The sequence below is a fragment of the Sporosarcina sp. 179-K 3D1 HS genome (genome assembly GCF_047228905.1).
Lineage (GTDB): Bacteria > Bacillota > Bacilli > Bacillales_A > Planococcaceae > Sporosarcina.
In genome coordinates, this window is sequence record NZ_JBFEGI010000002.1 from 442,739 (window position 1) to 468,718 (window position 25,980).

A 25,980-nucleotide genomic window follows, 5' to 3' on the forward strand; every position below is an offset into this window, starting at 1 on the left:
TTGGAAAGCCGTGTCTTAAAAACACTTGAATTTGATAAAATACGGGATATCGTATCCGAATATTGTACCTCTTCTGCAGGGCGATCCACGGTAGAGCAATTGGTTCCTGTCCCAAATTATGAAGAAGTCGTCCGGCTTCTCGAGGAGACGGATGAAGCGCTTGCCATCTTAAGAGTGCGGGGCAATGCGCCGATGGGAGGCATCCATGATGTCAGGCCGCATGCAAAACGGTCGCAATTGGGCGGGATGCTAAGCAGTCATGAATTGATGGAAATTGCCAACACGATCCGGGCTAGCCGTATTTTACGGCAGTTTATCGAGTCCATCGAGACGGATGAGGATATCGAGATTCCGCATTTTATTGCCAAAAAAGAGGCGTTTCCAATTTTGACTGGCTTGGAACATGAGATCAATGCAGCAATCGATGATAACGGCCATGTCCTGGATAGCGCTTCAAGCCAGCTTCGTTCGATCCGGCAAGGGCTGCGATTACAAGAAGGGCGTGTTCGCGACCGACTGGAAAGTTATACGCGAGGACGGAATGCGGCAAAAATGTTGTCCGATTCCATTGTGACCATCCGGAATGATCGGTATGTCATCCCCGTGAAAGCGGAGTACCGTTCGCATTTCGGAGGCGTTGTCCATGATATGTCGTCTTCCGGGCAGACTTTGTTCATTGAACCGGATGCTGTTGTTCAGGCGAACAATGAAATCCGACGTTTGAAGGTGCAGGAGCAGGAGGAAATTGAGAAAATTCTTCTGGAACTTTCCGCCAAAGTGCAAGAAGTGGCCCATGAGCTGTTTGTGCTTGTTGGACTGTTATCAGACATAGATGTCATTCTCGCAAAAGCAAAGTTTGGGAAAGAGCATAAATGCACGAAACCTGAAGTGAACAATGAAGGGTATATCCGCTTGACGAAAGCACGCCATCCGCTCCTTCCGATGGAGGAAGCCGTTGCGAATACGATCGAGTTCGGAAAGGAAATCACGACAATCGTCATTACCGGACCGAATACGGGAGGTAAGACGGTCACCTTGAAAACGGTAGGCCTCTGCACGTTGATGGCGCAAGCGGGCTTGCCGATACCAGCGCTCGACGGTTCGGAAGTTGCTGTCTTTGATTCGGTGTATGCCGATATTGGGGACGAGCAGTCAATTGAGCAAAGCCTCAGTACATTTTCTTCCCATATGGTGAACATCGTCTCCATCCTGAAGAAATTTAATGATCGCTCTCTGATCCTCTTTGACGAACTCGGATCAGGAACAGATCCGCAGGAAGGGGCGGCGCTCGCCATTTCCATTTTGGATGAAGTGCATGGCGGTGGTGCGAGAGTGATGGCGACAACCCATTACCCGGAACTGAAAGCGTATAGTTACAACCGGCCGGGCGTCGTCAATGCGAGTGTTGAATTTGATATCGATACGCTAAGTCCGACGTATCGCTTGCTGATCGGTGTGCCGGGAAGAAGTAACGCCTTTGAAATTTCAAAACGCCTCGGATTGCAGGATCGGATCATCGAGCGGGCGAAGTCGTTTACCGGAACCGACCGGGGAGAAGTCGAATCGATGATCGCCTCATTGGAATCCAGCCGTGTCCAATCGGAGAAAGATGCCGAGGAGACACATGAGCTTTTGATTGAAACGGACCGGTTAAAACAAGAGCTGGAACAGAAAATAGGCGAGTTCGAAGAAATGAAAGAACGTTTAATGGAAAATGCGAAGGAGAAAGCGAAAAAAATCGTGGAAGACGCGAAACAAGAATCCGAAGCCGTCATTTCTGATTTACGCGCTCTCCGTCTCAATGCGGGTGCCAATGTAAAAGAGCATGAGCTGATCGAGGCACGGAAACGGTTAGAAGAGGCGGCTCCCGCCGAACGCAAGAAAAAAGCGGTCAAGGCAAAAGCTGCACCCAGTCCATTGCAGCCTGGAGATGAAGTGAAGGTGATCAGTTACGGCCAGAAAGGGACTCTTCTTGAAAAAGTGTCGGATACCGAGTGGGTCGTTCAAATTGGCATTTTGAAAATGAAACTTGATCAATCAGGCCTGGAATATGTCAAACCAGAGAAGGAAAAGCAGCCTGTAGTCAGCGCTTCTGTAAGGGGACGGGATTCTTATGTCAAATTGGAACTCGATCTCCGGGGAGAGCGATATGAAGATGCTATTATCCGAACCGAGAAATATTTAGATGATGCCCTTCTCTCCAATTACCACCAAGTCTCTATCATTCATGGAAAAGGGACCGGTGCCCTGATGCAAGGTGTCCAGCAGTATTTGAAAAAGCACCCTCGTGTCAAAAGCTTCCGTTTCGGGGAAGCGGGGGAAGGCGGTCATGGCGTCACGGTTGTTGAATTGAAATGACCATAATGTTATTTATATGAAACCTTTCCGCTTGTGAATCGTAAAGGGAACTGTAGGTGGGATTATAAAGCTGAATCAAGTTAAAGGAGCCGGAAACTATGAGTAAAGAAGGGTTTTGGGGACACCCATTAGTGGAAACGGCCGGATATTTCAGTGTCGTCGTCCTTTGCTTGATCGTTTCGATGGTGTTATTTGAACTCGTAACGAAGTATAAAAATTGGGAGGAAATCCGCAAAGGGAACGTCGCGGTAGCCTTGGCGACAGGCGGTAAGATTTTCGGCGTGGCCAATATTTTCAGATATTCAATTGAACAGCATAATACATTGCCCCAAATGATCGGCTGGGGACTGTTCGGATTTATCTTACTGGTCTTCGCTTATGTCTTATTTGAGTTCCTCACTCCGAAATTCAATATCGATAAAGAGATTGAAGCGGATAATCGATCGGTCGGTTTTATTTCTTTGACAATCTCTGTAGGATTGTCGTTCGTCATCGGGGCGAGTATATCGTAGGAGCTGTCACTATGGAAAAGTTGTCAAAAATATTAATTGTTGTTTGTGTTCTATTCGTACTGGTAGGGATTTATTGGTTGACTGTTCAAACACCTTGATTAGCTAAAATCAAGGTGTTTTTCAAATCGTTGGAATATTCATTATTGAAAGCGGAATCATTTTTTACTATAATAATAAATAGGAGAGAGAAAGGAATAGAATAAAGGAAAGAAAGGGGAGTTCATATGACTGCTAAACCTTGGTTAGACTTATACCCACCCGAAATTTCAAAGACGCTTGAATATGAAAGGATTCCTATTCAAGACTATTTGACAAGAGCCGCAACAAAATATCCTGATAAAATTGCCATCCATTTTCTCGGAAAGGAGATTTCGTATAAGGAGTTTTACGAATCTGCCTTGAAATTCGGTAATTATTTAAAAACGCTCGGAATTGAAAAAGGGGATCGTGTCGCCATCATGTTGCCGAATTGTCCTCAGAGCGCTTTTGCTTATTTTGGAATTTTGTATGTTGGAGCGATTGTCGTACAGACCAACCCGCTTTATACCGAACGGGAATTGGCGTATCAAATGCAGGACTCAGGGGCTAAAGCCATCATTTCACTGGATATCCTATTCCCACGCATCTCGAAGATCAGGAAAGATACGGAGTTGGAACATGTAATCATTACGGGAATTAAAGATTATTTACCGTTCCCGAAAAACATGATTTATCCGTTCATCCAGAAAAGGGAACACGGCATCAAAGTGAAGGTAGAACACCGAGGCGTGAATCATCTCTTCACCGAAATCATGAAAACGGCAAAACTTGAAAAATTGAGTTATCCTTTTGATTATGATGAAGATGTCGCCTTGCTGCAATATACAGGAGGAACGACCGGTTCGCCAAAAGGGGTCATGCTGACACATGCCAACTTAACATCCAATGTACGGATGTGTGATGAATGGTTGTATGAGTGCGAAGAAGGAAAAGAGGTCGTCATGGGAATCATCCCGTTTTTCCATGTGTACGGAATGACAACCGTACTTGTCCTGACAGTCATGCTGTGCAACAAAATGGTCCTTATCCCGAAATTTGATTTCGATTCGGCTTTGAAGGCGATCGATAAACAGAAACCGACACTATTCCCGGGAGCCCCGACTATCTATATTGGCTTGCTGAATCATCCTGACATTGACAAGTATGATCTTTCATCCATTAGAGCTTGTATTAGTGGATCTGCCGCTTTGCCGATTGAAGTACAAGAGAAATTTGAAGAAGTGACTGGTGGAAAGTTGGTTGAAGGATATGGATTGACGGAAACTTCGCCCGTCACTCACGCCAATTTCGTCTGGGCGAAAAATCGAGTCAAAGGGTCGATCGGTGTTCCATGGCCAGACACGGATGCCATCATTTTAGGACCTGAGTCTACGGAACCATTGCAGAATGGTGAAATCGGGGAGATTGCTGTCAAAGGGCCGCAAGTGATGAAGGGGTATTGGAATCGGCCGGAAGATACGGAGCAAACTTTTCGAGACGGCTGGTTGCTGACTGGAGATCTCGGTTATAGGGATGATGCCGGATATTTTTATGTAGTAGACCGTAAAAAGGATATGATTATTGCTAGCGGATTCAATATATACCCTAGAGAGATCGAAGAAGTGCTCTATGAACATCCGGATATTCAGGAATGTGTAGTCGCCGGCGTTCCCGATCCATATCGTGGAGAGACGGTCAAGGCATATATCGTGCGGAAAGAAGGAAGTTCGGTCACCGAAACAGAACTGGAAGAGTATTGCCGTTCAAATCTTGCGGCATATAAAATTCCACGCATTTATGAGTTCCGGGATGAATTGCCGAAAACGGCGGTCGGCAAGATATTACGGAGAGTGCTCGTGGATGAGGAGAAAAAGAAAGTCCATACTGAAACACTCACTTCATAACATTCCGCTTGACTTGTTTATCAATAACGATTAATATGAAAATATGAATGAACAATCATTCATATTTTCTTTTTTGTGGTGGTGAATGAAATTGAAAAGGGACAAGCCTAAATATAAGCAAATAGTGGACGCTGCTGTTATCGTCATCGCAGAAAATGGATACCACCAGGCACAGGTTTCCAAAATCGCGAAAGAGGCTGGTGTGGCGGATGGGACCATCTATCTTTATTTTAAAAACAAAGAAGACATCCTTATCAATGTGTTTCAGGAGAAGATGGCAATATTTATCAGTGAACTCGAGCAGATCTTGAAAAGGGACCATTCGGTATCGGAGTATTTGTATGCTTTCATCGAAAATCATTTCCGGATTCTTCATGAGGATCGGCACTTGGCAATTGTCACCCAACTCGAACTTCGGCAATCGAACAAGGAATTGCGTACACGCATTAATAATGTTTTGCGTGAATACTTGGCGCTGCTTGACCAGATTTTGAAAAGAGGTATCGAAAATGGCGAATTAGCTGCCGATCTAGACGTAAGACTCGCCCGACAAATGGTCTTTGGGACAATGGATGAAACATTGACGACGTGGGTCATCAATGACCAGAAGTATGATTTATTGGAATTGTCACCAAAAGTACATAAATTGATCATGCATGGGCTGAATGGGTAAAGAAATACTTAAAAAAAAGAGGGGATAGACGGAAGCGTGGCGAAATAAAGTTATGTCTTAATACTGCGAAAAAGGATGGGTCATGTTCATTCCTAGCAGATTATGAGATGAAACATGAAGGGGGATGGGTAAATGGAATTTCTCACAGTGAAAAAGGAAGAGGGTATTGCAGTCGTTTCGATCAACCGGCCGCCTGCAAATGCGCTTTCCCGTGCACTTATACTGGAAGTGGACTCATTGCTGGACCAAATGGAAGGCGATGACTCCGTTCGTGTAATCGTATTGCATGGGGAAGGTAAGTTCTTCTCCGCGGGGGCGGATATTAAGGAATTCACAGAGGTCACATCCGGTGATGAATTTTCCAAGCTAGCAGCCAGCGGACAAGACGTGTTCGAGCGGCTTGAACGGTTTAGAAAACCGGTAATTGCAGCAATTCATGGCGCTGCACTCGGTGGGGGTCTCGAGTTGGCAATGGGATGCCATATGCGAACTGTATCCGAAAAAGCGAAATTGGGACTTCCGGAATTGCAATTGGGGTTGATTCCGGGATTTGCGGGAACGCAACGGCTGCCACGATATGTCGGTCTTGCAAAAGCAGCAGAAATGCTACTGACGAGCGAGCCGATCAACGGCGTGGAAGCAGTCAGCCTTGGACTTGCCAATCATGCTTTCCCGGAGGATGAATTGCTTCCTAAAACAATTGAATTGGCTAAGAAAATGGTGAATAAAAGCCCGGTTGCGGTCAAAGCGGCCCTAGACATGCTTCAGTTTACGAAGCATGCAGGTTATGAAGAAGGTGTAAAAGCGGAAGCTGCATCATTCGGTGAAGTCTTCATCTCTGAAGATGCTAAAGAAGGAATCTCAGCATTCCTTGAAAAACGCCAACCTGTTTTTGTTGGAAAATAAATAGAAATCCAAGGAGGTCTGCAACTATGAACATTTATGTATTAGTAAAACGGACATTTGACACGGAGGAAAAGATAGCGGTTACAAACGGCAAGATTGCGGAAGATGGAGCTGAATTCATCATCAACCCGTATGACGAGTATGCCATCGAGGAAGCGATCCAGCTTCGGGATGCCCATGAAGGTGAAGTGACAGTTGTCACAATCGGGGACGAAGAGGCGGAAAAACAACTGCGCACGGCATTGGCAATGGGCGCGGACAAAGCGGTTCTCATCAACACGGAAGATGATCTGGATGAAATGGATGAATATACGGTTGCGAAAATACTTGCAGAATATTTGAAAGACAAAGACGCAGATATCATCCTCGCAGGGAACGTAGCCATTGATGGTGGGTCCGGACAAGTCGGTCCACGTGTGGCGGAATTGCTTGGCATCAACTATGTGACAACGATCACAGAACTGAATGTCGATGGTACATCCGTGAAAATCGTCCGCGACGTAGAAGGGGATTCGGAAACGATCGAAACGTCCCTACCGCTGCTCGTAACGGCGCAACAAGGGTTGAATGAGCCACGCTATCCTTCCTTACCGGGCATCATGAAGGCGAAGAAGAAACCGCTTGAGGAATTGGAGCTCGACGATCTCGATATCGACGAAGATGATGTGGAAGCGAAAACGGAAACGGTTGAAATCTTCCTTCCTCCACAAAAGGCGGCGGGCCGCGTATTGGAAGGCGACGTAGCCGACCAAGTGCAAGAATTGATATCCTTGCTGCGCACAGAAGCGAAAGTGATCTGAGTAAGCGGTCTGACACTTGCGTAATTGATGTAAATCAGCACGAAAATCGTATCTATTAGGAGGGACTCAATATGTCTAAAAAAGTAGTAGTACTTGGGGAAGCTCGAGAAGGAGCTTTGCGTAATGTATCGTTCGAGGCGATTGCAGCCGCGAAAACAATCTCCGGTGGCGGAGAAGTCGTTGGTGTTCTATTCGGCGATGCCGTCCAATCACTAGCGGAAGAAATGGTCCATTATGGTGCCAATCGTGTCATCACGGTGGAGCATCCACATCTTAAGCAATATACATCCGACGGGTACGGACAAGCGTTCATGGCTGTCTATGAACAGGAAAAACCGGACGCGATCGTCTTTGGCCACACAGCACTTGGTAAAGACCTATCTCCGAAAATCGCTAGTAAATTGGAATCCGGCTTGATCTCCGATGTGACAGCGATTGAAGGCGAAGGGGATAGTGCCCAATTCATCCGTCCGATCTATTCCGGTAAGGCGTTTGAAAAAGTGAAGAACAAAGAAGGTCTTCTCTTCGTGACGATCCGTCCAAACAACATCGCACCACTGGATCATGATGCAAGCCGTACGGGCGAAGTCTCTTCCCTCTCTGTCGATGTGACGAATCTTCGCTCGGTCATTGCAGAAGTCGTCCGCAAAGCGACGGAAGGCGTGGACCTGTCGGAAGCAAAAGTGGTCGTGGCGGGAGGCCGTGGCGTGAAAAGCGCGGAAGGCTTCGAGCCATTGCAGAAGTTGGCGAACTTGCTAGGCGGTGCGGTCGGTGCATCCCGTGGTGCATGTGACGCGGACTACTGTGATTATTCATTGCAAATCGGCCAAACCGGGAAAGTGGTTACACCTGATCTGTACATAGCGGCAGGAATTTCAGGGGCGATCCAACATATGGCAGGGATGTCGAACTCCAAAATCATCGTGGCGATCAACAAGGATCCGGAAGCGAACATCTTCAAAGTGGCGGACTATGGAATCGTCGGCGACCTCTTTGAAGTCATTCCAATGATGATTGAAGAAATCCAAAAAGTTAAAGTAAGCTAATCGAAATATCTGTAGCCCCGCAACTCTTATGACTTGCGGGGCTTCTATTATTTTCATCGCAGTTTTCAATGATAGAAGAGCTTCAATCTTAGGAATTCTGCAATGCGGGCATATCGTTAGCCCGCCTTATAGGGGCATGCTATAATACGGTCATAGTTGTTCTTAAAAGGAGGAATTTTTAAATGGCTATTATTAATGCGACAGATCAGACATTTGATGAAAATATTAAAGAAGGGCTCGTCCTGGTTGACTTTTGGGCGCCTTGGTGCGGACCTTGTAAGATGATCGCACCGGTATTGGAAGATCTAAGCGGAGATATCGAAGGCAAAGCCAATATTGTAAAAGTGGATGTCGATAACAACCAAGGGACTGCCAGCAAATATGGCATCATGTCCATCCCGACTCTCGTGCTATTCAAAGACGGAGAGATTGTCGATAAGGTCGTAGGGTTCCAGCCGAAAGAGGCACTTGCCCAATTGATCGAAAAACACGCATAATTGTTATTCCATAACCGGGCCTTTCTCAAGGACCGGTTTTTTTGGTAGGTGAAAGAAATGAATGAATTGCTTGAACATAAATTGGCAATTTTACCGGATTTGCCGGGATGCTATTTAATGAAAGACCGACAAGGGACAATTATTTATGTCGGCAAGGCCAAAGTGCTGAAAAATCGGGTCCGCAGTTATTTCACAGGGAGCCATGATGCAAAAACGCAGCGTCTGGTCAGCGAAATTATGGACTTTGAATACATCGTCACTTCATCGAACATCGAAGCGCTTGTCCTTGAATTGAATTTGATCAAACAGCATGATCCCAAATATAATATCATGCTGAAAGATGATAAATCGTATCCTTACTTGAAGCTGACCGCGGAACGGCACCCGAAATTGATCATTACCCGACAAGTGAAGAAAGACAAAGGGAAGTACTTTGGTCCTTATCCGAACGCCCATGCCGCCAATGAAACGAAAAAGCTGCTCGATCGTTTGTATCCATACCGCAAATGCCATTCCCTTCCTGATCGTGTCTGTTTGTATTACCATTTGGGCCAATGTTTGGCCCCGTGCGTAAATGAAGTGGAAGATGACACATACAGAAAAATGGTGGAGGACATCACCCGATTTCTAAATGGCGGCTATAAAGAGATGAAAAAGGATTTAACTGAAAAGATGACGATGGCCGCCGACAACCTGGAGTTTGAAAGAGCAAAGGAATACCGGGATCAAATCGTGAACATCGAAGCCGTCATGGAAAAGCAGACCATTACGATGAATGACTTCACCGATCGTGACATATTCGGATATGCCGTCAAACGAGGATGGATGTGTGTTCAGGTCTTTTTTGTTCGGCAAGGGAAATTGATAGAGAGGGATGTGTCTTTATTCCCGCTCTATCAAGATCCGGAAGAGGAGCTTCTCACATTCATCGGTCAATTTTATGGGAAATCGGATTATTTGAAGCCGAAAGAGATACTGCTTCCGCAGGGAATAGATAGCGAATTGGTTCGGGAGCTTCTGGCTGTGCATGTCTATACACCGCAACGCGGAAAGAAGAAAGATCTTGTCCAACTCGCGAATAAAAACGCGGAAATTGCGTTGAAGGAAAAATTCCATCTAATTGAACGGGAAGAACAGCGGACTATCGGAGCATGTGAAGAGCTTGGAAAAGCAATGAATATCTCCATACCTCTTCGAATTGAAGCATTCGACAATTCCCATACGCACGGCGCAGATCCGGTGTCTGCCATGGTTTCGTTCTTGGATGGCAAACCGAACCGCAAAGACTACCGGAAATATAAGACAAAAACGGCGGCTGCACACGATGATTACGGTGCCATGAGAGAAGTGGTCAGAAGGCGATATGTCCGGGTGTTGCGAGACAATTTGCCATTACCTGACCTAATTATCATTGATGGAGGAAAAGGTCATATGGAATCGGCGCGTGAAGTGGTGGAGGATGAACTGGGACTTTCCATTCCGATTGCTGGGCTTTCAAAAAATGACAAGCATCAGACTTCCCAATTATTATACGGTGACCCTGTCGATCTCGTTCCGCTGAAACGGACCAGTGAAGCGTTTTATCTATTGCAGAGAATCCAGGACGAAGTGCACCGATTTGCCATCACTTTTCACCGTCAACAACGGGGGACGTCATCCTTGGTTTCTGCATTGGATGGACTACCGGGAGTGGGACCGAAGCGAAAAAAATTACTATTAAAACATTTCGGTTCCGTCAAGAAGATACGAGAAGCCTCCGTTGAGGAACTCCGGGAAGCTGGCCTGCCCTTCAAGGTGGCTGAAACTGTGGAATCATATTTTCGTGAAGGGTCGATGGAAAAAGAGGAAGAGTGATTGCTCAATAGAGATGAATTAATATAAAAAGGACGCGGCAAAAGCTTAACGGGTTCGGTACACGGAGAGAAAACGTTAAAAAGCATAGCAAATGGGGACACAATTCACACTTGAATTGATGTCCCCATTTTTGTTGCTATATCAATGTTTAAGGCAATTATCGATAGAAAATAGCAATACAATTGGTAAACCAATTAACAACAGCACATAAATTTATGTTCCTCTGCTAATTGCACCACTAATAAGATTGTTGGTTGGAGGTTGAGAAAATGTTTTAGAAATAACTGAAGACATTGAAGGGAGTAAAAGATTTTGTGCTAAAATAGAGCTATAAGAAGACAGCTTATTCAGCAAACGGAGCCAGATTGTTGAAACTAAAAAAGCATTATTTAATCATCGGAGGAAGATTTATGAAAAAAACTTTTGGGTTATTCATTATCCTTCTCACATTAATACTTGCCTCTTGTGGGGGAGTATCAACTGCCTCGTCGTTAATTGTGATTGAAAAAGGTCAGTCAAACAACAACAAAGAATATTGGATTAAGGTATATAACCCGAACAATCTAAACAAAGAAGAAACATTTAAGATAATGATAAAAGAAAAGATGGTTTGGAACCTTATCGAGGAAGATAAAGAGTATTTCGCCATGTATTCAAACAAAGGAGATAATCCTCGGGTGTTAGAAGACATTCAGCATTAATCGCTGGGAAAGGAAAATGTTTAGCGCAGCCTTCTCCCAACAATCGGGCGCGAGTGTTGAACAAATGGTAGGACAAGAAAAAATGCCCAGGTTATTATGCCTGAGCATTTTTTTATTGCTTTTTCTACTGTCAATTCGGGTGCGAATCATACGCTATTTTAGTTGCTTATTGGGGTGTGTTTTTGTATTTTCTCCCCATCAACCGAACCCGTTAGCAAAAGCTGCATCCTTTTTTACATATCAATTTTTGTTTTCGGATCCCATTTCACCGTAAAATGGATTTGTTCTTCTTTTTCATTGACTTCGCCGTAGCATTCGGTCAACACGCCGTTCAATTTCTGATATTGCTCGGCGATAAAACCCGCTTCCAACGTGTAGGAGCGATGTGATGCATTGGGTCCCGTGGTTGGTGCCATTATGTATAGAGCTTCGTCTTTCGACGTTTTTTCCAAAATCAAGGAACCCCAACCTGCCTCTGTGAAGAACACCGGCAATTCGTCTATGCCGAAAACGGGGAATTTACGGGCCACTTCTTTTCCCGCCCAATAGAGGATGTCATCCTCGTGCTTGCCTAAAATACTGGGCAATACGTGGTTCCTTAATAGATCGTAGCCGAATCGTGTCGGTGAATCATATGTAGTTTCTTCCAATCCCAATTACAGCCCTTTCCGACAATTTTGCAAATATTTATAGACTGTCATAGGAAAAGTGAAAGTGGACAGCCAAATCAAAAACTGCACACCATCTTGACCTCCTGAAAACGGAGGAGTACAATGGACATGTTCTAATATTGTACCATGAAGAGACATGCCGTCAATGTCGCATCTTGTCTAAAAGGTGACGCCGTGGATCGGCTGACTCAGAAATAAGGGAGGGTAAAAAACTTGTCGAGAGAATCAGATTTTTACTTGCGCCGTCTACATTCCTTGCTCGGTATTATTCCGGTTGGTCTTTTCCTGACTCAACACTTGGTTATCAACCATTTTGCAACCCGCGGTGCAGAAGCATTCAACAACGCATCTAATTTCATGGGGAACTTGCCATTCGTATTGTTTCTGGAATGGTTCGTCATTTACATCCCGCTTATGTTCCATGCGTTCTTTGGTATCTACATAGCTTTCACGGCGAAAAACAACGTACAGCGATATGGCACATTCCGTAACTGGATGTTCCTACTGCAACGTGTCACAGGTGTATTCCTTGTGGTTTTCATCGCTTGGCACATCTATGAAACGAGAATCCAGAAGGCGTTGGGTGCAGAAGTCAACTATGACATGATGGCGGATATTTTATCGAGCCCATTCATGTTGGCATTCTACATCTTGGGTGTCATTTCGGGGACATTCCACTTGGCTAACGGAATCTGGTCATTCCTTGTGAAATGGGGATTCACACAATCACCACGTTCACAAACGATTGTCACGTACGTTTCAATGGGAATCTTCCTAGTTCTTTCCGTGATTGGTATCCAAGCATTACTAGCATTCGTTTGATCTACGAATTAAGAAACTGACTGAAACTTGAGGAGTGAAACTGTAAAATGGCAAAAGGAAGATTGATTGTCGTCGGTGGAGGCCTAGCTGGTTTGATGGCAACTATCAAAGCGGCCGAAGAAGGAACATCGGTCGACCTGTTCTCTCTTGTCCCGGTTAAACGGTCCCACTCCGTATGTGCCCAAGGCGGCATCAACGGTGCAGTAAATACAAAAGGGGAAGGCGACTCGCCTGCAATCCACTTTGATGACACTGTATATGGAGGAGACTTCCTTGCAAACCAACCGCCGGTCAAGGCGATGGCAGAAGCGGCACCTGGAATCATCCACTTATTGGACCGTATGGGAGTCATGTTTAACCGAACACCGGAAGGGTTGCTCGATTTCCGACGTTTTGGTGGAACATTGCATCACCGTACAGCATTTGCAGGGGCAACAACAGGACAACAATTACTTTACGCATTGGATGAACAAGTTCGGAGCCATGAAGTCGCAGGACTTGTTCAAAAATATGAGCATTGGGAATTCCTTGGTGTTATTTTGGACGAGGAAGGCGTTTGCCGCGGAATTAAAGCCCAAAACATGAAGACAATGGAAATCCAGGCGTTTAAAGGTGACGCTGTCATCATGGCAACTGGAGGCCCTGGCATCATATTTGGCAAATCGACAAACTCAGTTATTAATACAGGATCCGCCGCATCGATTGTTTATCAACAAGGGGCATATTATGCGAACGGCGAATTTATCCAAATTCACCCGACGGCCATCCCAGGAGATGACAAACTTCGACTCATGAGTGAATCCGCACGTGGGGAAGGCGGTCGTGTCTGGACTTATAAAGACGGTAAACCATGGTATTTCCTTGAAGAGAAATATCCGGATTACGGTAACCTCGTACCACGTGATATCGCAACACGTGAAATTTTTGATGTCTGCGTTAATCAAAAACTAGGCATCAACGGCGAAAACATGGTGTACTTGGATCTTTCCCATAAAGATCCGCATGAGTTGGATATCAAGTTGGGCGGAATTATCGAAATCTACGAGAAATTCACCGGCGATGATCCACGTAAAGTCCCTATGAAGATTTTCCCGGCGGTTCACTACTCGATGGGCGGACTATGGGTAGATTATGACCAAATGACAAACATCCCAGGCTTGTTCGCTGCAGGTGAATGTGATTATTCACAACATGGTGCGAACCGACTGGGTGCAAACTCACTCCTTTCAGCAATTTACGGCGGAATGGTCGCAGGACCGAATGCTGTTCATTATATGAAAGGTCTGAAACGGACTGCAGAAGAGCTTCCATCTTCCATCTTCGAAGACGCAATCAAAGAAGAACAAGAAAATTGGGAAGCGACGCTTCAGATGGATGGCACAGAAAACGCATATGTCCTTCATAGAGAACTTGGTGAATGGATGACAGATAACGTTACAGTAGTACGTTATAATGACAAACTTCAAGAGACAGATAATAAAATTCTTGAACTTCTGGAGCGTTATGAAAATATCAATATCAATGATACGCAGAAGTGGTCGAACCAAGGCGCAACATTCACACGTCAATTAAAAAACATGTTATACTTAGCTAGAGTGATTACGCTAGGGGCGTTGAATCGTAACGAGAGCCGTGGAGCCCATTACAAACCGGACTTCCCGAACCGTGACGACGAGAACTTCCTGAAAACAACGATGGCGAAGTTTGACGGAAATTCAGCACCAATCTTCCATTACGAAGAAGTTGATGTTTCCTTGATTCCGCCTCGTAAACGCGATTACTCAGCGAAGAAAGGAGATTGACGTAAGTGAGTGAAAATACTACTGCTGTGAAAACCGTCCGCTTTGAGATTCTTCGTCAAGATACAGCGACTTCGTCCCCTTACTGGGAGAAGTTCGATGTTGAATATAGACCAAATATGAACGTCATTTCCGCTTTGATGGAAATTCGCCGAAATCCGGTGAATGCCGATGGAAAATCGACGACACCTGTCAACTGGGACATGAACTGTCTGGAAGAAGTGTGTGGAGCCTGTTCGATGGTGATCAACGGCCGTCCGCGTCAGTCCTGTACAGCACTGATCGACCAGTTGACACAACCGATCCGTCTGGAGCCGATGAAAACATTCCCGGTTGTCCGTGACCTCGTAATCGACCGTGAATTCATGTTCGATTCTTTGAAAAAGATCAAAGCGTGGATTCCGATAGATGGCACGTATGACCTAGGAGAAGGCCCGCGCATGCCGGAACGCAAACGGCAATGGGCATATGAGCTTTCCAAATGTATGACATGTGGTGTCTGCTTGGAAGCTTGTCCGAACGTAAATGATAAAACGAACTTCATTGGTCCTGCCTTGCTTTCACAAGTACGGCTTTTCAACTCGCATCCGACTGGTTCCATGAACCGGGACGAGCGTCTTGCGGCCATTATGGGAGACGGTGGTATCACAGAATGCGGTAACGCTCAAAACTGTGTCGTGGCTTGTCCGAAAGGCATTCCGTTGACGACATCAATTGCGGCCATGAACCGTGCTACAACTGTCCAAATGTTCAAGAACTTCTTCGGAAGCGACCATATGGTTGACTAATTACAGTCTCAAATCCTGTCTGGGCTTTCTGCCGGGCAGGATTTTTTATTTGGATTCATCAGAAAATCCCCATTGTTATATGTGGCGGGTTGAATATCTGGAATTCACCTGGAAAGTGGGCAAGGGCCCTCCTGCCATGCCAGTACGGGATCGAGGGCCATGACAGTTCTCCAGCTAGCCCTGACAGTTCGGATGATTGCCCTTACAGTTTCTCGGATTGCCATGAGAGTTTGTGTGGGCCATGACAGTTTTTTAGCTAGCCCTGACAGTTCGGGTGATCGCCCTTACAGTTTCTCGGATTGCTATGAGAGTTTGTGTAGGCACCGAAAGTTCCCTAGTTCCCCGCTATCTCTTTATTTCATTAAATTATTTTGGTAGAATAAAAATGAACGTTCATTCACTTTGAAGAGGTGTTTTGCATGAAGATGGCATATATTAAGGATCTGGAGGAGTGGGCCTCGGAGTTTGACTTTTTTATTCAAGTCACCGTTCGCTTTTCTGAGACGGATATGTATGGGCATATGAATAATACAGTGCCTTTCACTTATTTTGAACAAGCAAGGATTGAGTATTTAAAAAGAATTGGCTTTATGAGTGACTGGCTTGATCCGGATGGGGAAAACATTCCCGTCGTGGCGGATTTGCAATGTGATTTTGTACAGCAAGTCTTTTTTGATGAAACCCTTTTTATTTATGTAAAAACGACAACGGTTGGAACAAGTTCCATCGATGTCCACTACATGGCAAAAAATGAAAAAGGACATATCGTTTTTACCGGCAGGGGGGCTCTTGTACAGATCTCCAAAGAAACCGGTAAGGGGATTCCGTGGACGTCGGAAGAAAAGTCGCTTTTTGTCAAGGAAAAAGTCAAGTAGCCGGCACAGCCTGTGACCCTTTCACATATTTTAAGGTGAAAGCGGATAGGAGGGGCGCGTCTTGACAGAGGAATCAAAAAACCGTTCTTTGCTGACGGCAAGGGAACGTGAAATTTTTCATCTGCTCGTTGACGATCACACGACAAAAGATATCGCGGGACGGCTCGGAATCAGTGAAAAGACGGTTCGGAACCACATCTCGAATACGATACAAAAGCTGGGGGTTTCCGGCAGGGCACAGGCGATCGTCGAATTACTAAGGTTGGGGGAATTACAATTACGTTAATATGATGTGCTCACGTGGAGGGAATGTCTGCAGCTTAATGAGAAGCCGCGGACTTTCTTCCGCTTTTTACATCTCTCAAAATCCGTGACATCCGTCGGAGGCTTTACTTGATTCAGCAGGCACTTCCGCTGAATCAAGTAAAAGGTATTGCTAACTGTGGGAAAAAGAGTGACAATAAGTAAACAGTATTCGTTTTTCAAGGAGCTGGTTTACTTGACCGAACAACGCGTCCACTTCGGCAAAATAATTGGCGGACTTTACGGTACAGAACTAACGAACCCCTCACACTTGTTGACGAAACTGGATGATGAGATGGAAAGGATCGAGATATGAAAGTGGATTCGCCAATCGGGATTATTGACTCGGGAGCAGGCGGTTTAACAGTCGTTAAAGAAATGTTGCATCGACTGCCCCAAGAACCGATCATTTATATTGGAGATACAGCGCGTTGCCCATATGGACCGCGCCCGGCAGAAGAAGTTAAGAATTTTACAAAAGAGATGGTCTCCAAGCTTTCAGACATGGGGATCAAAATGTTGATCATTGCTTGCAACACGGCGACCGCTGTGGCATTGGAAGAGATCCGGTCACAATTTTCCTTTCCAGTAGTCGGCGTTATCGTACCCGGTGCAAGGGCTGCTGTACAAGCATCCAATTTAGGGAATATCGCAGTTTTAGGAACTGCTGGCACGATTAACAGTGGGGCATATGAAGACGCCATTCGCGATATTTCGACAAATTCAACAATACATCCACTGGCATGTCCTGATTTCGTGCCCGTAGTGGAAAGTGGACAATACCATTCCGAGTATGCAAGTGAAGTTGTCAAAAGGACACTTCTTCCACTTGCAGACGTCTCGTTTGATGCAGCTATTTTAGGTTGCACGCATTATCCTCTTTTGCAAGAGCATATTGCTAAGCATTTACCCGAAGGTGTGCGTATCATCTCTTCGGCAGTGGAGACAATCCGGGACGTCGAAGGAATATTGCATGAGAAAAAGTTGGCCCGCCAATCGGATCAACCGGTGGAGCCTGTATTCTATTCAACAGGAGGAGCTGACGCCTTCCGCCTGATCGTACAAGACTGGTTGACCATCGAAGAGCCAGATGTCAGGCATATCATGCTATAATGAAAACCCGGAATCCCGTCGTTGGGCTTCCGGGTTTTGCGCATGCGAAATGGGATATGTTAAGATGGATTCGCAAACTGAATGGTGGAGGGTGTCAAAATGAGACATGATGGTAGATTAGCGGATATGAACCGACCTGTGACGATAGAGACGAATTATTTAATCCATCCGGAAGGGTCTGTTCTAATATCAGTCGGAAATACAAAAGTCATTTGCACGGCAACTATCGAAGATCGGGTTCCCCCTTTCCTCCGGGGCGGCGGAAAAGGCTGGGTGACCGCAGAGTATTCCATGTTGCCCCGTGCAACCGGCCAACGGACACAGCGGGAGTCCACACGCGGCAAAGTGGGAGGCCGGACGATGGAAATCCAAAGGCTGATCGGGAGGGCAATGCGCTCGGTTGTCGATCTGGAAGCATTGGGCGAGCGGACGATCTGGATAGACTGTGACGTCATACAGGCAGACGGTGGCACGCGTACGGCATCCATTACAGGCGCTTTCGTTGCGATGGCATTGGCGGCTGCGAAGCTTCAGGAAGAGAAGGAATTGGCGCTATTTCCGATCCTTGATTTCCTTGCTGCCACCAGTGTTGGGAAAACGACAGATGGCGAGTTAATTCTAGATCTGGATTATATCGAGGATTCGGAAGCTGCCGTCGATATGAATGTAGTCATGACGGGTGCGGGAGAATTTGTGGAACTGCAAGGAACCGGTGAAGAGGCAACCTTTACACGAGTAGAAATGAATGGTCTCGTTGAACTCGCCGAGTTAGGGATTCGCCGGTTGATTGAAGTACAGAAAGAAGCACTAGGCCCGATTGCGGAACGAATTGGAAGACCAGAGGAAGAGGACGCGTCATGAAAGAGATTTTGATAGCCACTTCAAATAAAGGGAAGGCAAAAGACTTTGAAGCGCTGTTCACACCACACGGCATTCGGGTATTAACATTGCAAGACGTGGACCGGACAATCGATGTGGAAGAGACCGGAATTACATTCGAGGAAAATGCTATCTTGAAAGCGGAAACGGTTGCTCGGTTGCTAGGGAAAACAGTCATCGCCGATGATAGCGGGTTGGAGATTGCCGCATTGGATGGCCGTCCAGGGGTCTATTCCGCTCGTTACGCAGGGGCTGACAAAAGTGATGAAGCGAATATCGAAAAAGTGCTCAGCGAACTTCAAGGAGTGCCTGAAGGAGAAAGAACGGCGCGTTTTCGATGCGTTTTGGCGGTTGCGGGTCCCGCAATGACAACCGAGACAGTTTCGGGCAGTTGCGAAGGGACCATCCATCCGGAACGCAAGGGGGAAAACGGTTTTGGCTACGACCCGATTTTTTACGTGCCATCCAAAGGAAAGACGATGGCGGAATTGACACCCGATGAGAAAAATGCAATTTCCCACCGCGGCGCAGCATTGAAAAAACTGGAGAAAAAGCTTCCGGACATCATACAGAAGAGGTGATGGAAATTGAAGATCATTGCCATGAGCGATTCGCACGGAGATCGAGAAACGGTGAAAACCGTTTCAAATCTTTCCGGCAATGCTTTCTTTCACTGCGGGGACAGTGAACTATCTTTTGATGATCCGCTTTTAGAAAAGTTTCATACGGTCCGTGGAAATTGCGACTCAGATCACCGGTTTCCTTCGAACGTTCTCGTGGAGATAGGTGACAAGAAAGTGCTAGCCGTCCATGGTCACGAACACGACGTAAAAAGATCGATGATGATGCTCTATTACACTGCGAAAGAACAAGGCGCCAATATTGTCCTATTCGGGCATTCCCATTTGTACGGGGCTGAAGTGGAAGACGGCATCCTGTTCTTGAATCCCGGAAGCACACGGCTCCCTCGCGGCGGCAATGAAGCAACCTTTGCAGTGATTGAGTGGGACAAAACTCTCCGTATTTCATTTCAAAACTTGAACGGTGAGGTTATAGATTCTTTGGAAATAAAGAACTTTACAAAAGAGCATTGACATTTGTCCAGGGACTTACTATAATAAAGTTTGTCGTTAGCAATCATTGGATTGTTCGCGCATGTCTCAGTAGCTCAGCTGGATAGAGCAACGGCCTTCTAAGCCGTCGGTCGGGGGTTCGAATCCCTCCTGGGACGTATTTAAGACTTTTTTGAAGAAGTTAAGAAAAATAAAAACCGCTACAAACGTTATTATATCAACGTTTGTAGCGGTTTTTATTTTTTTGAGTATACGTTTGAAAACGATTGAAAACGGAACCGTTATACACAAATTATACACATTCACACGATCATTTTCTCAAAAGTAACGATTGTGCTTTTCTCATCTCTTGTACGTAACTCTTTAATAATATGCGAATAATACTTCAACGTTGTGTCAATATCTTTATGCCCTAATCTCTCCGAAATATAATAAATGGATACCTTTCTGTACAGTAAAATACTTGCGTGTGTATGGCGTAGTCCATGAACTGAAATAGTTCCGATATCAAGACTTTTAAGCAGACGACGTAACAACTTGTTGGTATTTTCATTTGAAATGGTTTTAAATTTTGAGTCCTCACTATAAAAAACTAAATTTAGTTCATTATTAGGTGTTTCTTCAAACAACACTTTAAAGACTGCCATGGTTTTTTGATCCATTTTAACAACACGAATAGATTGTTCGTTTTTTGTTGAAACAAAACCTTTACCTTCTTTGTAGTCCCAAGTTTCATAGACATTGATTTCGTTTTTTGTGAAATCAAAATCGTCACGAGTCAAACCCACCATCTCCCCAAACCTTAGTCCAGAGGTCAATCCGAGTAGTAAAATGTAATGTGTTATAGTTCTAAGATCATTATCCTGTGTGATTTGAAATAATTTATTTAGTAATATTTTACTTTCCTTGTAATTAAGGTGTTTGTCTTCATTTCTTTGCTTAGCCACTCCGGTTAAAACGACATCTTTTGTAAAATCTTTATAAATAATGTTTTCATCAATCGCAGTTTTAATGCAAGCTCGAATATGTGTATTTAGCTTCCGTGTCGTTTCTTTTGCATGCGTTAGCCCATACACGTTCAAAAAACGCTGATATTCCCGCTTAGTAATATCCTGTATAGGAGTATTGCCGAAGTACTGTTTTATTGTTTCTAGGGTGGACTCATACCTTTTAAGAGTGATGTTACTTATGTCGACTTTGTAGTCGGCAACCCATCCCCGAAAGTATTCATCAAAGGGTTCAGGTTTCAAATGTGGAATAATACCTTTTCTTAAATCTGCCTCTAACTCCAAAGCTGCGACTTCGGCTTCTTTCTTTGTCCGAAACCCTCCTTTCCTGATAGGTTTTTGCTTCCCGTTTATCATACGACTAACCCGGTATTCCCACGTCTTACCCCGTTTTTGAAATGACGCCATACTACTTCAATCCTTTCTTTGTATCATTTATAAGAATCAGCTAAATAACACGTTGCTCTATTCCGTAACCATTTTTCTAATCTATCGTTTGCAAAGGTGGTTTCAACATTGAAAAGACTAGCAATTAACCATACTGCCTCACATCTAAGCCGCGGCAAGTCTAAGCGGTCTAGCATGAATGTGGGGACACAAAAGTGATGCGCAAAGTTTTCTGCTTGCCATTCCTGATATTCACGAAAAGGCTCCTCCATTGACCATTGGTACCCTTCGTGTCTTAAAATGTGTCCAAGTTCATGAGCGAAGTCTTGCCAAATTTGTTGTTTTGTCTGATTTTCATTAAGAAAAATCCGATAAATTCCACCTAAATTATTTGCTTCACTCGCTTCATCAAAATAATAAACCCTAATGTGAAATTTATTGGCCGTAAGATCAATTAACTCATTATGACAAATTTGAGAGGGGTGAGAAATATTAAGCGAAGTATAAATCGAAAAAATCTGTTCTTCCAGTAAAGATAGACTTAAAACTTTCAATATTCATCGACACCTTTTCAAATGATGAGAATGTATGTTCTTGTTTTAATTATAATAATACCCTATCCTTATTAAAAAGATAGGGTTACTACTACATATTTTAAAATACGTTTCATTCGTCCTCGTTTTTAATAATATCCCACATTTTACGTAGCTTACGTAGGTCTTCTTCCTTGGAATTAGGTAACTCAGAGTACCAACGTCTAAGTTCGGGATCATTTATAACATTACGAAAATCCTCTTCATCTTTTGCAGAAGAACTAGATTTATGCCCCAAAAGATAATCAGTTGAGACGTCATAAAGATTAGCAATCTCCCTAATCATGTTGTTATCAGGTTGTCGAATTCCGTATTCCCAATTTGCATAGGTAGACACAGTTTTAATTCCAAGCTTTTTTGCTACGGCGGTTTTAGACCAATCTCTCTCTTCTCTTAATTTTTGTAATTTAATATGAAGATCATTACTCATGATTAGTCACCTTTTAATAGTTATTTCCTTTAGTATAGCATGGTTACACGATATTTATAAAATAATATTCAAAAAGTGTAACATATCTATTGACTTACACAATAAGAGTATAATATATTAGTAGATGACATTACTCATTGCGTGTAAAATGAATTACCTTCACTTAGAAAAAGCAAGCAGATATCTAAATGTTTCTACTGTGAAAAGACATATGTTTATAGGGTTTATCTTTACTATTAATGAGTTCTGAGGTGGAAAATACTACCCTATTCGAGTATTAAACAGTAAATGAAAGTATATTTCAGTGGAGTACGGAATTTTTTTGAAAACCAGTTACACACAGTGAGTAAAATTGAAGGGCTTAATCTATTAGATTCTTTATTTGAAAGTGAGATCTAATGAAAAAAGGAGTGATTAGACATGGTGCAACAACTCTCAGTAAGTCTTACAATTCCAATTCCACAGGATTCTGTATTGATTAGAAAAGTTGAACTTGAAGAACTAAGGAGTCGAGAGCTACAAGGGGTTTATTGGAGCATGAAAGACCTTGAAAAGCGTACTGGAAAAAAAAGTGAATGGCTAAAAGATAATATACTATTTCGTCCACTTTTCCGAAAAGAGCTGGATAGTCAAAATGGAGGCTTTGTATTTTATCCGAAAGGTAAAGGGCAAACATGGTCGTTCCAAGCATCAAAGATGGCCGTTTTTTTAGACAAGAACTTTCATCGAGTCTTTGGATAGTTGTTTTCATGTAAGTAAAAATGCAATAAAAATAATTCGAAATTTAAAGCTGTTTAATTTTAAACGAAGGGATGAGAAGAGATGGCTTTCTTTGTAGTTCAGGTTCGTACAGGCGTAGAAATTGAAGCGAAAGAAATGTTGAAAACCTTTTTGCATAGATCAGGCGATTCAATGGTCAAAGCAATTTATGCTATGGAAACATTTACAGAAATCATTCGTGAGGATCATACGTCTGTCGATTTATCTGCTTTGAACATGGAAGACATTACAGATCACTTGTATGTAAAAAGAATTCAAGCCGGTTTGAACAGCCTACGAACGGCTTGTGACAATCTGAAAGTATACAAAGATGCTAATTCTCTTGCTTTGCTCGGCAGCTATAAGGACAGTATTCGCAATCTTACGAAAAATCTAAGGGAAGCGCGAAAAGCAACGAAGAAAATCAGCAGTGTGTTAAGTGGATATATCTTAATCGAATTAAACGTGAACTTTCATTTTTTCCCGGACAACCTATGGCACTTAGTAAGGTCAGTACCCAATGTAATCGGTATTCCTAGCAAATATAACATTCCACAAGAAGAAATTGATACATTTTTCCAACAGGTAGACGTTACTCCAGAAGTGGAAATGCAATTTGAAGAACTACTATATGACGAAGAAGTTGTAGAAGCACGGAATGAACTCCTCAATGCGGCAAATGATGTAATGGGAACTCATGAAGAAAAAGAATTGCTCGAACGGCTTGATACCCTTGATACACAACTTGTTGATTCTGTAGAAGAGATGAAAAACAGTGTTGATTCTTCTAGCCCTTTTGAGAGAATGGTTGAAAGATGCAAGGCGTTTGTTCGTCAAAAACGTCAAACAGTTGTTGTACCAAGCCCTCTTTTCTTGATCCTTTATTCCGAAATTGATCTACAAAACCCTTTTCCTGCACCGAGCACATATGATTTTCTGAAACGGTTTAAATCAATATTTTGTTCCCGTGACAAGGTGGTGAGTCTAGAATGAATACCTTTGTCGGGAAAGTCTCCAGGGTTCTTTATAGAAAAGAGGACTATCTAATAGCGAAATTGCGGACAGATCGAGAAGAACTCACAATAAAAGGTAGTATTTACGGTGTAGATAAAGGGGAAGAAGTAAGGGTTCATGGAGCATGGGAGAATCATCCGAAGTTCGGGAAACAGATTGCGGTGGTGTCGTGGGAAAGACCGATGCCGCAAACAAAGGACCAAGTTACTGCCTTCCTTGCTTCTCCTCTTGTAAAAGGTTGCGGAGCGAAGCAAGCAGCCCTCATAGCAGAACAGTTGGGTGAGGAGGCTTTGGCCATAATATCTCAACAGGGTGCCCAGAGTTTAAGGGGTATCAAAGGAATAGGGGAGAAGCGGGCCAGTGCTATTGTTGAAAGTGTTCGGTCTACATTCGAGGTACAAAAAGTCATTGGGGAATTGCTTTCCTTTGGAATAAACGCAAGTATGGGCATGCGCCTATACAAAGAGTATGATTCCAATACCGTAGCGGTTGTTATGGAAAATCCATATAAGCTCACAGAGTTGAATCTGATTGGATTTTTGAAAGCCGATGAAATTGCGCGAAAAATAGGCATATCCCCCTTTTCCGGATTTCGCATCGACGCTTGCGTGAACTATGTCTTGAAAGAGATCTGTTTCAGTTCCGGTCATTGCTATGTCTTGGAAGAGGAACTGTTAAGAGAAGTTGAACGTGCATTGAACCATAACACAGTTGAGGCAGATAAAGTCTCAATGGATGAATTGGCACAAAGTATTTACCGATTGGAAGAGAAACATATCGTTATAGAAGACAATTGCGTTTATCCAAAATTTTTATTCACTTACGAAGACAGATTAGCTCGGAAACTTTCAGAAATGAGAGGTTCTCGGGATGGCGAAGCATTGCCTTCACTCGATAAACAGATTGTGAAATATCAGAAGAAGCAGGGCATCATCTTGGCTGAGAAGCAACGTGAAGCGGTTCGGCGCTTGTTCGAGGAACAGATGCTGATACTCACTGGTGGTCCGGGAACAGGCAAGACGACTGTTATTCGTGCAATGCTCGATATTTATAAAGAAATGAATCCAGAAAAGATTGTTCAATTAGCTGCACCGACAGGAAAGGCAAGTCGTCAATTATCAGAAGTGGCAGGTCATGAAGCATCCACGATTCATCGGTTGATTGGTTATCAACACGGGGAGGTTCCTATATATAATTGGCAAGAGAAACTTCCTTGTGATTTCTTAGTGGTTGATGAAATGTCGATGGTGGACGTCCAATTGGCTAGTTTACTTATGGATGCTCTTGAACGGGAAACGAAGATTCTATTCGTTGGAGATATCGATCAATTGCCTTCTGTGAGCCCGGGTAATGTTCTCAGCGATATGATCGAAGCAGGTCTTCCAACAGTTAGTCTGACCGAAGTTTTTAGACAAGCCGAAGAAAGCCAGATTATTAGCAATGCCCATAGAGTAAATCAAGGCAAATCACTTCTTATCGACAAAGATAAAGGTGATTTTTATTTTATTCGTCAAGACGACCCGAAACGGATTGTGAATCTAATTGTCAGAAGTGCTTTGCGTTTTCAAGAATTGGGCTATTCCTTATCCGATATTTTAATATTGAGCCCGATGAAAAAAGGACCTGCCGGTACCCTTGCCTTGAATGAACAGTTACGGGAAGCCTTGAATCCTGCAAATTGCACAAAAAGTGAATGGAATATTGGAAAGAGACTTTTTCGTCAGGGGGATAAGGTCATTCAGATTAAGAATAACCAATCTAAAGGCGTTTTCAATGGCGATATCGGGATCATCACCAGTATTTCTAAAGAAGTAAATCAGGATAATGAATCTATTGAGATTATGACATGTGATTTTTCCGGATTGTCTGTGTCATATGAGAAAACCGACACCAAGGAATTGGAGCTCGGCTATGCCATTACAATCCATAAGTCGCAGGGTGGTGAAGCTCCCATCGTTATTATTCCTGCCACTACAAGCCATTATGTGATGCTCGCACGCAATCTGATGTATACGGGGATGACAAGGGCAAAAGCGAAATTAGTATTGATTGGAACGCAAGAGGCAATGAAGATTGCTATTTCAAACAATAAGTTAAGCACGAGAAACAGTAGATTGGCGAATCGTATCATTTCGTATTATGCCTATAGCAATAGGTTCAAAAGTGAAAGTGTAGGCAACGGAAGGAGATGATATAGA

The 25,980-nt window shown here is 43.9% G+C and carries 26 protein-coding genes and 1 tRNA gene; 23 read left to right on the top strand and 4 right to left on the bottom strand.

Annotation, left to right across the window (positions count from 1 at the left end):
- The 10 genes from AB1K83_RS04830 (at position 1) to AB1K83_RS04875 (ending at position 11,269) form a co-directional block, all read left to right on the top strand.
- A complete protein-coding gene (locus tag AB1K83_RS04830) occupies positions 1–2,358 on the top strand; it encodes an endonuclease MutS2 (RefSeq protein WP_413057018.1) in 2,358 nt (785 codons plus the stop codon).
- Between the two features lie 98 nt (positions 2,359–2,456).
- Complete coding sequence (locus AB1K83_RS04835; RefSeq protein ID WP_413057019.1) at positions 2,457–2,870, top strand: DUF350 domain-containing protein; 414 nt, start codon at positions 2,457–2,459, stop codon at positions 2,868–2,870.
- 224 nt (positions 2,871–3,094) lie between these two features.
- Positions 3,095–4,792 carry a long-chain-fatty-acid--CoA ligase gene (locus tag AB1K83_RS04840; RefSeq protein ID WP_413057020.1) on the top strand — a complete coding sequence of 566 codons (1,698 nt, stop codon included), beginning with the start codon at positions 3,095–3,097 and terminating at the stop codon, positions 4,790–4,792.
- Between the two features lie 91 nt (positions 4,793–4,883).
- The gene (locus tag AB1K83_RS04845) at positions 4,884–5,465 is read left to right on the top strand and encodes a TetR/AcrR family transcriptional regulator (protein ID WP_413057086.1); all 582 of its coding nucleotides are present in this window, start codon (positions 4,884–4,886) and stop codon (positions 5,463–5,465) included.
- A 132-nt stretch (positions 5,466–5,597) separates the two neighbouring features.
- Positions 5,598–6,371, top strand: coding sequence for an enoyl-CoA hydratase (locus AB1K83_RS04850; RefSeq protein WP_413057021.1), 774 nt, complete (start codon positions 5,598–5,600; stop codon positions 6,369–6,371).
- Between the two features lie 26 nt (positions 6,372–6,397).
- The gene (locus AB1K83_RS04855; protein ID WP_413056128.1) at positions 6,398–7,171 is read left to right on the top strand and encodes an electron transfer flavoprotein subunit beta/FixA family protein; all 774 of its coding nucleotides are present in this window, start codon (positions 6,398–6,400) and stop codon (positions 7,169–7,171) included.
- A gap of 71 nt (positions 7,172–7,242) precedes the next feature.
- Positions 7,243–8,217 carry an electron transfer flavoprotein subunit alpha/FixB family protein gene (locus AB1K83_RS04860; protein WP_413057022.1) on the top strand — a complete coding sequence of 325 codons (975 nt, stop codon included), beginning with the start codon at positions 7,243–7,245 and terminating at the stop codon, positions 8,215–8,217.
- A 182-nt stretch (positions 8,218–8,399) separates the two neighbouring features.
- On the top strand, positions 8,400–8,714 hold the full coding sequence (gene trxA, locus AB1K83_RS04865; protein WP_413057023.1) for a thioredoxin: 315 nt from the start codon (positions 8,400–8,402) through the stop codon (positions 8,712–8,714).
- A gap of 57 nt (positions 8,715–8,771) precedes the next feature.
- The gene (gene uvrC / locus AB1K83_RS04870) at positions 8,772–10,568 is read left to right on the top strand and encodes an excinuclease ABC subunit UvrC (RefSeq protein ID WP_413057024.1); all 1,797 of its coding nucleotides are present in this window, start codon (positions 8,772–8,774) and stop codon (positions 10,566–10,568) included.
- Between the two features lie 410 nt (positions 10,569–10,978).
- Entirely contained in the window at positions 10,979–11,269 is a 291-nt protein-coding gene (locus AB1K83_RS04875; protein WP_413057025.1) for a hypothetical protein, read from the top strand.
- Positions 11,270–11,502: 233 nt separating this feature from the next.
- Here AB1K83_RS04875 and AB1K83_RS04880 read toward each other — a convergent pair whose 3' ends face one another.
- Positions 11,503–11,925, bottom strand: coding sequence for a YslB family protein (locus AB1K83_RS04880; protein WP_413057026.1), 423 nt, complete (start codon positions 11,923–11,925; stop codon positions 11,503–11,505).
- 228 nt (positions 11,926–12,153) lie between these two features.
- Here AB1K83_RS04880 and AB1K83_RS04885 point away from each other — a divergent pair, with 228 nt between their 5' ends.
- From AB1K83_RS04885 to AB1K83_RS04930, 10 genes are all read left to right on the top strand, one after another.
- A complete protein-coding gene (locus tag AB1K83_RS04885) occupies positions 12,154–12,762 on the top strand; it encodes a succinate dehydrogenase cytochrome b558 subunit (RefSeq protein ID WP_413057027.1) in 609 nt (202 codons plus the stop codon).
- Positions 12,763–12,809: 47 nt separating this feature from the next.
- The gene (gene sdhA / locus AB1K83_RS04890) at positions 12,810–14,564 is read left to right on the top strand and encodes a succinate dehydrogenase flavoprotein subunit (protein ID WP_413057028.1); all 1,755 of its coding nucleotides are present in this window, start codon (positions 12,810–12,812) and stop codon (positions 14,562–14,564) included.
- Positions 14,565–14,569: 5 nt separating this feature from the next.
- Positions 14,570–15,349 (top strand): succinate dehydrogenase iron-sulfur subunit, encoded by a 780-nt coding sequence (gene sdhB / locus AB1K83_RS04895; RefSeq protein WP_413057029.1) that lies wholly within the window; start codon positions 14,570–14,572, stop codon positions 15,347–15,349.
- Positions 15,350–15,768: 419 nt separating this feature from the next.
- Positions 15,769–16,224 carry an acyl-CoA thioesterase gene (locus tag AB1K83_RS04900; protein WP_413057030.1) on the top strand — a complete coding sequence of 152 codons (456 nt, stop codon included), beginning with the start codon at positions 15,769–15,771 and terminating at the stop codon, positions 16,222–16,224.
- A 61-nt stretch (positions 16,225–16,285) separates the two neighbouring features.
- Positions 16,286–16,510, top strand: a complete 225-nt coding sequence (locus AB1K83_RS04905) for a helix-turn-helix domain-containing protein (protein WP_413057031.1) — start codon at positions 16,286–16,288, stop codon at positions 16,508–16,510.
- Positions 16,511–16,839: 329 nt separating this feature from the next.
- Positions 16,840–17,640 (top strand): glutamate racemase, encoded by an 801-nt coding sequence (racE, locus tag AB1K83_RS04910; protein ID WP_413057032.1) that lies wholly within the window; start codon positions 16,840–16,842, stop codon positions 17,638–17,640.
- Between the two features lie 99 nt (positions 17,641–17,739).
- Complete coding sequence (rph, locus tag AB1K83_RS04915) at positions 17,740–18,501, top strand: ribonuclease PH (RefSeq protein WP_413057033.1); 762 nt, start codon at positions 17,740–17,742, stop codon at positions 18,499–18,501.
- Positions 18,498–19,100, top strand: a complete 603-nt coding sequence (locus AB1K83_RS04920; protein WP_413057034.1) for an XTP/dITP diphosphatase — start codon at positions 18,498–18,500, stop codon at positions 19,098–19,100. The genes rph and AB1K83_RS04920 overlap by 4 nt, the downstream gene beginning before the upstream one ends.
- Before the next feature lie 6 nt (positions 19,101–19,106).
- On the top strand, positions 19,107–19,613 hold the full coding sequence (locus AB1K83_RS04925; protein ID WP_413057035.1) for a metallophosphoesterase: 507 nt from the start codon (positions 19,107–19,109) through the stop codon (positions 19,611–19,613).
- A 63-nt stretch (positions 19,614–19,676) separates the two neighbouring features.
- Positions 19,677–19,750 (top strand) — tRNA-Arg (locus AB1K83_RS04930).
- Positions 19,751–19,894: 144 nt separating this feature from the next.
- On the opposite strand, the gene AB1K83_RS04935 is transcribed toward AB1K83_RS04930, so the two are convergent.
- The 3 genes from AB1K83_RS04935 to AB1K83_RS04945 all read right to left on the bottom strand — a co-directional run bounded on the left by AB1K83_RS04935 (position 19,895) and on the right by AB1K83_RS04945 (position 22,009).
- Positions 19,895–21,007 (bottom strand): tyrosine-type recombinase/integrase, encoded by a 1,113-nt coding sequence (locus AB1K83_RS04935; protein ID WP_413057036.1) that lies wholly within the window; start codon positions 21,005–21,007, stop codon positions 19,895–19,897.
- A 23-nt stretch (positions 21,008–21,030) separates the two neighbouring features.
- Positions 21,031–21,540, bottom strand: coding sequence for an ImmA/IrrE family metallo-endopeptidase (locus AB1K83_RS04940; RefSeq protein ID WP_413057037.1), 510 nt, complete (start codon positions 21,538–21,540; stop codon positions 21,031–21,033).
- 112 nt (positions 21,541–21,652) lie between these two features.
- A complete protein-coding gene (locus AB1K83_RS04945; protein WP_413057038.1) occupies positions 21,653–22,009 on the bottom strand; it encodes a helix-turn-helix domain-containing protein in 357 nt (118 codons plus the stop codon).
- Positions 22,010–22,429: 420 nt separating this feature from the next.
- Here AB1K83_RS04945 and AB1K83_RS04950 point away from each other — a divergent pair, with 420 nt between their 5' ends.
- From AB1K83_RS04950 to AB1K83_RS04960, 3 genes are all read left to right on the top strand, one after another.
- Positions 22,430–22,750 carry a DUF771 domain-containing protein gene (locus AB1K83_RS04950; RefSeq protein WP_413057039.1) on the top strand — a complete coding sequence of 107 codons (321 nt, stop codon included), beginning with the start codon at positions 22,430–22,432 and terminating at the stop codon, positions 22,748–22,750.
- Positions 22,751–22,831: 81 nt separating this feature from the next.
- The gene (locus AB1K83_RS04955) at positions 22,832–23,761 is read left to right on the top strand and encodes a transcription termination/antitermination NusG family protein (RefSeq protein ID WP_413057040.1); all 930 of its coding nucleotides are present in this window, start codon (positions 22,832–22,834) and stop codon (positions 23,759–23,761) included.
- A complete protein-coding gene (locus AB1K83_RS04960; RefSeq protein WP_413057041.1) occupies positions 23,758–25,974 on the top strand; it encodes an ATP-dependent RecD-like DNA helicase in 2,217 nt (738 codons plus the stop codon). The genes AB1K83_RS04955 and AB1K83_RS04960 overlap by 4 nt, the downstream gene beginning before the upstream one ends.
- Positions 25,975–25,980 lie beyond the last annotated feature (6 nt).